The organism is Chryseobacterium sp. JAH (assembly GCF_001507335.1).
Classification (GTDB): Bacteria; Bacteroidota; Bacteroidia; order Flavobacteriales; family Weeksellaceae; genus Chryseobacterium.
On sequence record NZ_LMAH01000002.1, the window covers coordinates 448,530 to 460,681 of the forward strand.

Genomic DNA, 12,152 nt, shown 5'->3' on the forward strand with positions numbered 1-12,152 from the left:
CATTCTGAAAAGCAGGCAAAATCTCAATCTACTTTCTCTTCAAAGCATTCCCTTCAAAAGAAACCCCATCCCAGCCATACTCGATAAAATTTCTGATATTCTGATGATCCGTCCCTTCTGGGCTTTTCAAAACATCTTCTCTGTAGAAAGCACCGAAAAGAGCAAGTGTATCTTCCTTCGGCAAATCATTCAGCTTCGCAAAACTGAACACTTTACATGAACCATTGTTCTGCCCCGCTTCATTGACAGTACTGCCATTGGTAAACTTTGTAGGAGTAAAATCATAATGCTCATCAATAAATGCAATAACATCATTAAACTGAATCTCCCCTGCCGATTTTTCTAATTGTTCGAATAACATAATTTTTTATTTTAATATTAAAATTGAAAAGACTTAAAAACCACATGAGATTCTTAAGTAAATGTTTGACTATAAAAAATTTAATCAAAATCATTTCCCCGACCCTAAAGGAAGTGATTTAGATTAAATTTTAAGCAATTTTTCCTCCCTTTAGGGTTGGGGTAAAGAAAAATTGTTTAAAAATTTCTCAAAAATAATGAAAATAATTTCATCTACGCAAAAACATTGCGCAATTACCCGATTACTTTGCATTATCAAATAACAAACACATGAATACATTCAGCACCATCAACGGAAACCACTTAATCGAATTAGGCTTCAGACCATCAAAATGGTTCAACGAGGCCATCCAACATATCAATGAAAATCAACTCAATGAAAACGAGATGAAAATCTACCTTGAAAAGTTCAGATCTCCGGATCCCATTCCTTTGCACGCTGAGCCGAAAGATTTTATCATCAACATCCGCCCGGAACATGCCAACGAAACCGACAACGTGGAAAAAGTCATCAACACTATGAAAGTGCTAATGAAAACGCCAACCTTAATCAGTGGAGCCATTATGCCCGATGCCTGTCCGACAGGTCCTGAAGGTCAGATTCCCGTTGGTGGAGTTGTTGTGGCGAAAAATGCGATTCATCCCGGATTTCACTCTGCAGATATCTGCTGTTCGGTAATGCTGACCGACTTTGGAAAGGCTGATCCTAAAGAGGTCCTAGACGCTGCCCACTCGATCACCCATTTCGGATACGGCGGAAGACCGAGAGGAGAACAGATGCCCATGTCTCAGGAATTGATGGATGCTTTCAGAGAAAATTCCTTCCTGAACGACGAAAAACTGATCAGCATTGCCCGTTCACACATGGGAACTCAGGGCGACGGAAACCATTTCCTTTTTGTAGGGACTTCCAAAAACACCGGAAACACAATGATGGTTACCCATCACGGTTCAAGAGCACCGGGAGCCGCTTTATACGATAAAGGAATGAAAGTAGCCAACCGTTTCAGAATGGAAATCTCACCAGAAACCCTGAAGGAAAACTCATGGATTCCCTACGAAACTGAAGAAGGACAATCCTACTGGGAAGCGTTGCAGCTGATCAGAGCATGGACAAAAGAAAACCACGAAGCCATTCATAATGCCGTGTTGGAGAAACTTAATACCGAAAAACAAAAAAGATACTGGAACGAACATAACTTCGTGTTCAAAGACGGAGATTTATTTTACCATGCAAAAGGAGCTACTCCGTTGGACGATAAATTCATGCCTGATATTACAGGACCAAGACTGATCCCGCTGAATATGGCAGAGCCTGTTTTAATTGTTCAGGGAAAAACCAATGAGAGAAACCTTGGTTTTGCACCCCACGGAGCAGGAAGAAATTTCAGCAGAACGCAGCATAAAAAATCACTGGCTCATAAGACCATTGAAGATGTTTTTGAAGAAGAAACTAAAGGATTAGATATCCGATTCTTCTCGAATGAAATTGATATTTCTGAACTTCCGACTGCTTATAAAAGCGCCAAAAACGTGAGAGCTCAGATCGAAGAATACGGATTGTGTGAAGTGCTGGACGAAGTGATGCCTTATGGATGTATTATGGCGGGTGATGTGCAGAAAAATGCGCCGTGGAAAAGGAAGAAGAAGTTTAGAAAAGCATAATTATTTCTTTTGTCTTAATACAAAAGAAACAAAAAATCAAGACTTGGAAACTTCCGCTAAAAATTAAAATTTAATCCTAAAATTCCCAAACTTGCGAATTCAAGATGAGTTCTTCGGTTCAAGATGTTGGTTGCTCTTCAAACAGTGGGAATTTTTTAACGGTTTAATTTTTAATTTTCTTAACGCTTCATTTTCCTATGTTATATTAATAAGTTAAGAAATCAAACTCACCAATTTACAGACAACTCATTTTATCGAGGATGAAATTTTTGCGACTTATAGTTTGAAGACTTTAAAAAATTGCGCATTGACGCTTAACCAAATAAAAAACGACAATGACACCAAAAATACTAGAAAAATTAAAAGAAATAGAAGCAAAAAGAAACATAGAAATACTTCTTGCCGTAGAATCTGGAAGCCGGCCTTGGGGTTTTGCATCTCCTGACAGCGATTATGACATACGTTTCATATATTGGAGATGGGTTTCGGAGCGAAACGAAGACCGGTACAACGTCAACCAAAACCACGGACAAAACTACGACAGCAAAAACATGATGCACACGATTCGATTGCTGCAGTCGTGCGAACAGATTTTTAAAACCAATTCTTTAAATATCCGTGTAGAAAACCGTGATGAATTATTAGATATCAAAGCAGGAAACTGGTCGTACGATAATGTAATGAAAAAAGCCGAAGGATTGATTCAGTCGATTGAATATTACCATTCAAAATCATCTCTTCCTGAATATCCCAATTTAGAAAAATCGACGGAAATTTTAGTAGAAATAAGAGAAAATCTTTATGCATAAAAAGAAAACCGCCTCATTACTGAAGCGGTTTTGTTTTATATATAGTTTAAAAAAACTATCTGATGATTTTGATATTGATTGCAGAGAAACCTTTTGGTGATCTTTCTTTTTCGAAAGATACTTTGTTCCCTTTCTTAATGATATCCACACAGTTGTTGCTGTGGAAGAATACATTTTCTTTAGAATTATCTTCTGTGATAAATCCGTATCCTTTGTCGCTGAAAAATGTAACGATACCAGATTTGATTGGATCTTCTTCCTGAATAGGAGCTGCACCCAACTGAATATTATCCAAATCGATTACACTTGCATTGCTGTTATCGGGAGGTGTACTTGTCAACTGACCGTTTGCATCTACATACATAATCATATCATCAAGACTTTTCCCTTTGTCATTGCTGTTTTTTCGGTCTTCGCGACGAATCGCTTTTTCCTTTTGCTTCTGTAATTTTTTCTTAAAGTTTTCTTTTTTTGAGAAAGAATCCGCCATATATTATTGTATATTAATTGTTATTCTTGAATTTAAATTTTGATGATTTATTATAATTTCATCAAAGGGTATTGTTTATCATCACTGAAGATTTCTGTTGAATTCTTCTAATGATTCCGCTGCATTAAGATAATAAATTTTTTAGAATTTACGATCGTTACCAGAAAGTTTTTTGATTTTGTAACCACTTCAGCTCTCTGAAAGAATTAAAAGGAGTCTGAATAAATTGTCAGTATTGGTGATTCATTTTGCCGGCACAGCTATTCATTTAGAAAAAATAAAAGTGAAAAGACGGCAGTCAGAATAAAGAAAACTGAGGGATAAAGAGTATTCTCAACTGTAAAAGTTGAAGAAAAGCAGAAACCTTCTTCTTAATTATAATGCAAATATACGACAATTCCACGGATTTTGAAGACTATTATTTAAATAATTGAATTTCAGTTTATTTCTATTGATAAAATGCATACTCAGGTTTTTACAGTTCATTATATTGAACTTATTTTTTTAAAAATCATCCGTAACAAAATAAAAACACTGACAACTAATTAATTGATATATCAATTATTGATTAATCATTTAACCAAAAATTTCATGGAAAAATTAAACTCAATCATTTTTTACAATATCGATAAAGCCATCAGATCATATAGAAGCTACGCTCAAAGACAGCTGAGAGCTCATGGCTTTAAGATCACAATAGATCAATGGCTTATTATCAAAGCATTGCTGGAAAATCCGGGGATTACACAAAACGAAATTGGAGATCTTGTTTTTAAAGACAATGCTTCTGTCACAAGAATTATAGATCTGCTGGTGAAATCAGAGTTTATCACGAGAGATACCCATCTTACAGACCGCAGAAAAACCAATCTTAAAGTGACCGGTTCCGGAAAGAAAATCATCACCGAAGTGCAGACTTTAGTAGAAAGCAACAGAAAAATAGCATTGGCAAATATTTCAGATAGTGAACTTGCAATCACGAATGCTGTATTGGCTAAAATCTCAGAAAACTGTAATAACCTCAAAAAATAAATCCCATGGCAAGAATTATTCTATTCATTTTTGTCCTGCTGATGTCCTTATTCGTTGACAATCTTTCAGCACAGACTACAACAGAGAAATTTTCACTTTCAGGTATCATTAAATCTGATCAAATGAATCAGCTTGAAATCAATCTTTTTAATGCTGACAACAAATTGGTAAAAACAGAGATTGCCGATGAAAACGGAGGCTACTCTTTTGGTGATCTAGTTTCAGGAAATTATTATGTCACAATCAATAAAAATGGAACTGAAACATATAAATCTGAACTACTTTCCCTAACAGGAAATAATGCCCTGCCAATTATTCAACTCAACGAAAAAGCCATAGAAGGCGTTGTCATCACCAAAACCAAACCGTATATCGAGCGACAGGAAGGCAAAATGATTCTGAATGTAGAAAATAGTATTGCTGCAACAGGAAATTCGGCTTTTGAGGTTCTTGAAAAAGCACCGGGAGTGAATATTGATGCAAGTGATAATATCAGCCTGCGAGGAAAAGGAAATTTACTGGTTCAGATTGACGGGAAAAATACCCCGATGACCGGAACTGATCTTGCCAATTACCTACGCGGAATTCCTGCTTCAAGTGTAGAAAAGGTGGAATTCATTACCAATCCTTCATCTAAATATGATGCAGCAGGAACATCAATCATTAATATCAAATTAAAAAAAGATCAGAGAAAAGGCACTAACGGAAGCGCTTCCGTAGCTTTGGGTACAGGTAAATTCATTAAAAACAATAATAATTTCAGCATCAATCACAGAAACAAGAAAGTCAATCTTTTTGCAAACTATGGTTATGCATACAGAGAATTTTACAATCATCTTGTGTTAGACAGAAAGTTTTATGATGAAAGCCAAAATCTTGAAAAGACTTACTTACAGGATAATTTTTTAAAATTTAATTTCAGAAATCACATCGCAAAAGCCGGGATGGATTATTATCTGAATGACAAGAACGTTATTGGATTTTCTGTAGGTTTTGTAAGCAATAAATTTGATCCTAAAGGTGATAATGCCACCACAATTCTAGGAAGTAACAGTCTGCCTGAAAATACATTCACCTCTCAAAACCGTTCGCATGACCACTGGAAAAACGCTTCATTTAATGTAAATCATAAATACACGATAGATTCTCTGGGTTCCGAAATAATGACAGATTTTGATTATATTAATTATGCTAACACGTCACTTCAGAATTTTGACACGAGAACTTATAACCTAGACGGAAGTTTAAAAAATTCAGATATTTTAAAAGGCGACATCAGTGGAAAATTGAATATATTTTCGCTAAAATCTGATCTTACAAAAGTCTTTTCTAATAAATGGAAGTTGGAAAGCGGTGTAAAGACAAGTTTTGTAAAAGCCGACAATGATATGCAGTTTTTTAATGCAAATTCGGGAACAAACATTTTAGATCCCAATAAAACCAATCATTTTATTTATGAAGAAAACATCAATGCCGTTTATGGAAATGTTTCGAAAAAATGGAACAAATTCAGCACTACTTTCGGTTTGAGAGTGGAAAACACCAATGTAACGGGAACACAGTTGACCACCAATGAAATTAACAAAAAAAATTACACTCAATTGTTCCCGAGCGCGGTATTTTCTTATGATTTGAACGAAAAAAATAATGTTGAATTAAATTTCAGCAGAAGAATTACGAGACCCAGCTACAATCAGCTGAATCCTTTTAAATTCTATCTAGATCCTACAACTTACAAAGCGGGAAACCCTGAGCTTAATCCGCAGACAACGATGAATTATGAATTCACGTACAGTCTCAATAATAAATATTTTGCAACGATAAGCTATAGTAAAACGTCTGACAACATCACAGATGTTCTTAAACCTACCGTTGAAAATGGAAACATCGTTGTAGTACAAACCAATGACAACCTGAGTTCTGCATCTTACTTCGGACTTTATTTGATTGTGCCCGTAAAAGTTACAAAATGGTGGGATATGAACAACAGCGCAAATTTCTACTATGGAAGTTACACAGGAAATATCGCTGACACCTCTATTAAAAATCAGGGTAATTTCACCTTTAATGTAAACAGCATCAATTCATTCAAACTTGGAAATGGCTTTACGGGAGAGATTACAGGAAATTACAGAGCCAGAGAAGTTTATGCGTACATGAATCTGAAACCGAACTGGTATCTGAACATTGGCGCACAAAAGAAATTTAAAAATAACAGTACACTCAAACTGGCCATCAACGATATCTTCTTTACAAGCAATCCCGAAGCCAGTAATATCTACTCAAATTATGTAGAAAACTTTGTTGTACGAAGAGAAACACGAGTGGCGACGATTTCTTACACCTATAATTTTGGCTCATCTAAAAACGGACAACCAAGAAAAACAGGCGGTGCCGATGATTTAAAACAGAGAATCGGAAACGGATAGCCTTATTTCTTCTTTTACAAATCAATGCCACTGCAATTCCGGTGGCATTTTATTTTTACTAAAAAACAAAGAGTTAGCATCAGAAAAATGCTACGTGGAAACACTATTTTCAGATTAAGTAAAACTACTTATGTCGTTTTTCGTCTCTCAAAAGTAAAAATACAGCTTTTACATTTTGGTATTTTTCACTCTGCCAACTCCTGATTTTCAGGCGTTTCTTTGCCCTGTTCATTAAGAGAAGCTTCCAAATTGTCCCTCTTTTTTATAAGATCAACCATATTGAAATTTAAGTGGGGCTGTTTGTTTTTAAAAACAGACATTAGTTTTTTTAATACTTTTGTCTTCTCTACCTTTTTACAGTTAAGAATTATATTTGTAGTTAGCGTTATAGTTAAAAAACCATGAAAAAATATATCCTGATTTCTTCTCTTCTCATCAACCTCTCCCTTTTAACCGCACAAACCATTGAATCAGGAAGTCGCAGTACTATAGGCTACATCAGTAGCGATGGAACAATAGAAAACAGCAGTCATTCTACAGTAGGTTATATTAAAAACGACGGAACGATTGAGAACAAAAGCCGCAGCACGATTGGATATATTAAAAGCGATGGCACTATCGAAAATCAAAGTCGTTCTACTGTTGGTTACATTAAAGAAGACGGAACGGTAGAAAACAGCAGTCGTTCAACAATCGGCTACATTAAAGATGATGGAACCGTGGAAAGCAGTAGTCACAGTACAATTGGATATGCAAAGGGTATTAAGAAAGAATGGGCTGCTGTCGTTTATTTCTTTTTTAAATTTGATTAGTGAGAAGTGTTGTAAAAATTATATAATCAATACTATAATGCTTAAAGTTGGAGGCTTTGCACAGCGGGAAAAGATTTGAAATTTTAGATGATTTTACTTGTTTTAGCTTAATCTTTCCGCGAATAAAATTTAGTTACTCTCCAAAAACGATTTATATGAAATTATTTTTAAAAATATTAAAGTTTATCGGTAAACTATTAGCAGGAATTTTAATATTATTATTGTTCTCAGGCTTGTGCTACCGACTATTTAGTACAAAACCAATTGCACCGGGCAAATTAGTAAATGTCAATGGCATCGATGTTCACGTAAGAGCAGAAGGTGAAAAGACATCTTTGCCAACCGTTATTATTGAAGCTGGCGCACACAGTAATACAGATATGTTACATTGGTTAGCAGAAGGCTTGAAAGATAAAACGAGAGTGATACGCTATGATAGAGATGGAAAATGGTTTAGCGCATCAAGTAACAGCGATTCAATAAATCCTGAATTTTATGCACATCAGCTTCATGATTTGTTAGAAAAAACTGGCGAAAAACCACCTTACATTTTAGTAGGTCATTCTATGGGAGGACCTTACACTAGGATATTCAGGGATCTTTATCCAAATGAAGTGGAAGGAATGGTTTTCATTGATTCAAGTCATCCTGAACAGTGGAAGAGATTGGCTCAAAAAGAACTTGTTCCCAAAGCACAGGAAAGTATTTTAAAAATAGGATCTGCACTTGCAGATTTAGGTATTTTAGGTCTTTATAACAGTACAGTCAGCAAGCCAGTGCATCAAGGTGATGGTTTACCTAAAGAAGTACATGAGCGCTCAAGATTATTAAGTTCCAATTCTGGCGAAGTTTATCGTATGTTTTTAAGAGAGAATGAAGTAACTAATCAAGTTCTGATGAGGGCGGGTAAAGCAAAGAATTTAGAGTCATTACCTGTCTTGGTATTTACAGCTACAGAACAGTATCAAGAATCCCAAAAAGAGAAGTATAGAAAAAATGGAATTGACCCTGAAAAACAGGTTCTATTATGGTTTGTTATGCAAAAAGAACTAAAAGAGCTCTCTTCCAACGGAAAACAAATGATTATGGATGCAAGTCATGGTACCATTATAACAAAAAAAGAAAATGCTGATGTAATTAATCAGGAAATTCTTTCGCTGGCAGAAAAGATTAAAAATAATAAATAAGCCTTTAACTTCAATATTGGAGGAATTCTTTCGTTTTTGCTTAACGAGTTATTTCAAGCTTATTCACATACGCCAGTTTTATGTGACCCGCACTATAAAACTCCGAATGGTTGAGATCAATCTCATCTTCTGTTTTTAAATTTTCATAAAACTTTATAATTTTGCTTTTAGAATCGCTGTTTTTGATGTAGTTATTAAAAAATACTTCAGCGGTTTCTTTATTTGAACAGCACAATAAAAAATCAATCGGACCTAAAGAATCTTCAGCATACTGATTAAAATTCGTTCCCCTCTTCCTAAGAAATTCAATGGCATCTTCTTTAGAATTGAACAGTTCAAAAATAGGGAACACATATTTTTGTAGATTTTTTACAATTTCATTCACTGATTTTTCAAAATTCAGTCCTGCCAAATTCCATTTTTTCCAGGTTTGATGAGGGGTAATGTAGCCGAGGTGACTTCCATAAATCAATCCACTACAGAACTCATTTTTCAGATGTTCTTTTTGCCATTTTTTCAATACTTTAGAATAAACAGCAATATTCGGAGTCATCATAACATGAGATGAGGCATTCATATAACTGGTTTCAAAAGTGATTTCAAAGAAAATATCTTTTTCTAAGGAGTTTTTCTTGAGTCTTTGTCCTTTTTTATAAATTTCAAAACCGTTCAGTTGAGCCGCTATTTTATTACAGGCTTCTAAAAATATTGTCTTACTATCCATTAAATTTTATGAATGTTTCGGTGCTTAAACAAATATAAGTCAAAATTTACGGCTAAATAAAAATATACTTAAAAATCAACTCGTCCATTACACAAACTCTCTTGGATTTGGGCAGTAATTTTAAAATAAAAATTAACGAATCCGTTTTCATTATCATAATTAAATTCAACAATAAATCTCCTGACCGGATATTAAGTCAGAATATTTTATATTCCTGTTCCCGAAATTATATTTTTGCTCTTGCATTCAATAATCTGCAATTTTCAACTTTAAACTCCACAAAAAAACCACCGAAAATTCGGTGGTTTGATATATGATTTAAAAAAATCTTAAGCTTCATTCAAAGGTTTGTGCTCACCCGGTTGGTCTCTACCTTCAGGATTTACGTTACCTTCATTTCTAGGTTTTGGAGCCGGTCTTTCTGGTCTTGGCAACAAAACTTTTCTTGAAAGTTTCATTTTTTTACGGTCATCATAACCCATAAATTTCACCTCAACTTCGTCACCTTCTTTGTAAGGCACTTTATCCAGACGAGCCCATTCGATTTCAGAGATATGTAGAAGACCTTCAGTACCTTTAGCAATCGCTACGAATGCTCCGAAATCCATTACTTTTACTACTTTACCTTGGTAAACTTCTCCTACAGTAGGTACAAAAGTAATCTCATTGATTCTTGCAATCGCCTCGTTGATTTTCTCTCTGCTAACCCCAGAAATTTCGATTCTACCGATTTCGCCAACTTCTTCAATGGCAATAACGGTATCTGTATCTTTCTGCATTTGCTGAATGATTTTCCCACCAGGTCCGATTACTGCACCGATGAAATCTTTAGAGATTTCAAGCATAACCATTTTCGGAGCGTGAGGTTTCACGTCTTCTCTTGGAGCAGAAATTGTTTCATTCAATTTATCAAGAATATGTAATCTTCCGTCTCTAGCCTGAAGAAGAGCTTTCTCCATAATGTCCATAGAAAGACCCTGGATTTTGATATCCATCTGGCAAGCAGTGATTCCATCTGCAGTTCCTGTTACTTTAAAGTCCATATCTCCTAAGTGATCTTCATCTCCTAAGATATCAGAAAGTACAGTGAATTTTCCTGTTTTAATATCCGTTACCAATCCCATTGCAATACCTGAAACCGGCTTCTTGATTTGAACACCTGCATCCATCAATGCTAAAGTTCCTGCACAGACAGTTGCCATAGAAGATGAACCGTTTGATTCTAAAATATCAGAAACGATACGGATTGTGTAAGGATTTTCTTCCGGGATCATGTTTGCTAAAGCTCTCTGAGCTAAGTTACCGTGACCAACTTCTCTTCTTGAAGTTCCTCTCAAAGGACGTGCTTCACCAGTTGAGAACGGTGGGAAGTTATAATGTAAGAAGAATCTTTCGTCATAGTTGACCATTACGCTGTCTACCATGTTTGCATCTTTTACAGAACCTAAAGTTACAGCCGTTAAAGACTGAGTTTCACCTCTTGTAAAAATTGCAGAACCATGAGCTCCCGGTAAATAATCAATTTCAGACCAGATTGGACGAATCGTTTGAGGATCACGACCATCAAGACGAATTTTATCATTGATAATCATCTGACGCATCGCCTCTTTTTCCACATCGTGGAAATATACTTTAGCGAAAGGAGTTACTCTTTCCAATTCTTCAGCATGCTCTACATATTGAGCTAAGAATTCAGCCAATACAGCTTTGAATTTATCACCTCTTTCCTCTTTCCCTGAAGGAATTTTTGCTACTTCGTATACTTTATCGTATGTTTCTTTCCACACCTTCTCACGGATGGCTTCGTCGTGATTTTCGTGGCTGTATTCTCTTTTTGGGAATGATTTACCTACTTTTTCAGCTAATCTTTCCTGAGCTTCAACTTGTTTTTTGATCTCTTCGTGAGCAAAAGTAATCGCTTCAAGCATTTCTGCTTCTGTAATTTCTTTCATCTCACCTTCCACCATTACGATAGAATCTTTAGTTGCACCCACCATGATATCAAGGTCAGCCAGTTTAAGATCTTCATAATTAGGATTTACAGCTAATTTACCATCAATTCTCACTACTCTTACTTCAGACATTGGTCCGTTGAAAGGAATATCGGTAATCGCAATAGCTGCAGACGCAGCTAAACCTGCTAAATCGTCAGGAATTGACTGTCCGTCATAAGAAATTAGTGAAATCATCACCTGAACTTCCGCGTGGAAATCTTCAGGAAACAATGGTCTTAAAACTCTGTCTACCAAACGCATTGTCAGGATTTCCTGATCAGATGGTCTCGCTTCTCTTCTGAAAAAGTTTCCAGGAATTTTTCCACCTGCGTAGAATTTTTCTCTGTAATCTACTGTCAATGGTAAGAAATCTACACCATCTTTTGCTTCTTTGCTGGCTACAACAGTTGCTAAAAGCATTGTTCCGCCGATTTTTACGACTACAGAACCATCAGCCTGTTTTGCTAATTTTCCTGTTTCGATTGTGATCTCTCTGCCGTCTGCAAGAATGATCGTTTCTGTAATTGCTTGAGGTATACTCATAAATTGTTTTGTGTTGCACTCCGTATTGAGCGCTTTAATTATTGATATTTCGTCTAAATTTCGTTTGCAAATTTAGTGTTTTTGTTTTAAACAGAACGTTTAAAGTT

9 protein-coding genes and 1 pseudogene are annotated in these 12,152 nt (G+C 35.6%); 6 read left to right on the top strand and 4 right to left on the bottom strand.

The annotated features are described in order from the left end of the window. Window positions 1–28: 28 nt before the first annotated feature. A complete protein-coding gene (locus tag AR685_RS05690) occupies window positions 29–361 on the bottom strand; it encodes a HopJ type III effector protein (RefSeq protein ID WP_047442673.1) in 333 nt (110 codons plus the stop codon). A gap of 269 nt (window positions 362–630) precedes the next feature. Here AR685_RS05690 and AR685_RS05695 point away from each other — a divergent pair, with 269 nt between their 5' ends. Both AR685_RS05695 and AR685_RS18220 read left to right on the top strand, forming a co-directional pair. Further along, window positions 631–2,025 (top strand): RtcB family protein, encoded by a 1,395-nt coding sequence (locus tag AR685_RS05695; RefSeq protein ID WP_047442672.1) that lies wholly within the window; start codon window positions 631–633, stop codon window positions 2,023–2,025. Between the two features lie 335 nt (window positions 2,026–2,360). Next, window positions 2,361–2,498, top strand: a pseudogene (locus AR685_RS18220) (DNA polymerase beta superfamily protein); the annotation flags it as partial. Between the two features lie 391 nt (window positions 2,499–2,889). Here AR685_RS18220 and AR685_RS05705 read toward each other — a convergent pair. Continuing rightward, window positions 2,890–3,324, bottom strand: coding sequence for a cold-shock protein (locus AR685_RS05705; protein ID WP_047442671.1), 435 nt, complete (start codon window positions 3,322–3,324; stop codon window positions 2,890–2,892). Window positions 3,325–3,915: 591 nt separating this feature from the next. Here AR685_RS05705 and AR685_RS05710 point away from each other — a divergent pair. The 4 genes from AR685_RS05710 (at window position 3,916) to AR685_RS05725 (ending at window position 8,784) form a co-directional block, all read left to right on the top strand. Then, window positions 3,916–4,356 (top strand): MarR family winged helix-turn-helix transcriptional regulator, encoded by a 441-nt coding sequence (locus AR685_RS05710; RefSeq protein ID WP_052187670.1) that lies wholly within the window; start codon window positions 3,916–3,918, stop codon window positions 4,354–4,356. Window positions 4,357–4,361: 5 nt separating this feature from the next. Further along, complete coding sequence (locus AR685_RS05715; RefSeq protein ID WP_082671890.1) at window positions 4,362–6,785, top strand: TonB-dependent receptor; 2,424 nt, start codon at window positions 4,362–4,364, stop codon at window positions 6,783–6,785. A 401-nt stretch (window positions 6,786–7,186) separates the two neighbouring features. After that, on the top strand, window positions 7,187–7,597 hold the full coding sequence (locus AR685_RS05720) for a 5-fold beta-flower protein (protein ID WP_047442669.1): 411 nt from the start codon (window positions 7,187–7,189) through the stop codon (window positions 7,595–7,597). 155 nt (window positions 7,598–7,752) lie between these two features. Next, entirely contained in the window at window positions 7,753–8,784 is a 1,032-nt protein-coding gene (locus tag AR685_RS05725; RefSeq protein WP_059123981.1) for an alpha/beta fold hydrolase, read from the top strand. A gap of 40 nt (window positions 8,785–8,824) precedes the next feature. Here the strand turns inward: AR685_RS05725 and AR685_RS05730 are convergent, their stop codons facing one another. Beyond that, on the bottom strand, window positions 8,825–9,508 hold the full coding sequence (locus AR685_RS05730; protein ID WP_047442667.1) for a hypothetical protein: 684 nt from the start codon (window positions 9,506–9,508) through the stop codon (window positions 8,825–8,827). A gap of 329 nt (window positions 9,509–9,837) precedes the next feature. Further along, window positions 9,838–12,045: a polyribonucleotide nucleotidyltransferase gene (locus AR685_RS05735; RefSeq protein ID WP_047442666.1), complete on the bottom strand. Its 2,208-nt coding sequence runs from the start codon at window positions 12,043–12,045 to the stop codon at window positions 9,838–9,840. Window positions 12,046–12,152: the final 107 nt, after the last annotated feature.

Bases quoted from the DNA above. Each gene is read 5' to 3' on its own strand.
- AR685_RS05730 (WP_047442667.1), bottom strand. From the start codon at position 9,508: ATGGATAGTAAGACAATATTTTTAGAAGCCTGTAATAAAATAGCGGCT.
- AR685_RS05695 (WP_047442672.1), top strand. From the start codon at position 631: ATGAATACATTCAGCACCATCAACGGAAACCACTTAATCGAATTAGGC.
- AR685_RS05735 (WP_047442666.1), bottom strand. From the start codon at position 12,045: ATGAGTATACCTCAAGCAATTACAGAAACGATCATTCTTGCAGACGGC.
- AR685_RS05725 (WP_059123981.1), top strand. From the start codon at position 7,753: ATGAAATTATTTTTAAAAATATTAAAGTTTATCGGTAAACTATTAGCA.
- AR685_RS05690 (WP_047442673.1), bottom strand. From the start codon at position 361: ATGTTATTCGAACAATTAGAAAAATCGGCAGGGGAGATTCAGTTTAAT.
- AR685_RS05705 (WP_047442671.1), bottom strand. From the start codon at position 3,324: ATGGCGGATTCTTTCTCAAAAAAAGAAAACTTTAAGAAAAAATTACAG.
- AR685_RS05710 (WP_052187670.1), top strand. From the start codon at position 3,916: ATGGAAAAATTAAACTCAATCATTTTTTACAATATCGATAAAGCCATC.
- AR685_RS05715 (WP_082671890.1), top strand. From the start codon at position 4,362: ATGGCAAGAATTATTCTATTCATTTTTGTCCTGCTGATGTCCTTATTC.
- AR685_RS05720 (WP_047442669.1), top strand. From the start codon at position 7,187: ATGAAAAAATATATCCTGATTTCTTCTCTTCTCATCAACCTCTCCCTT.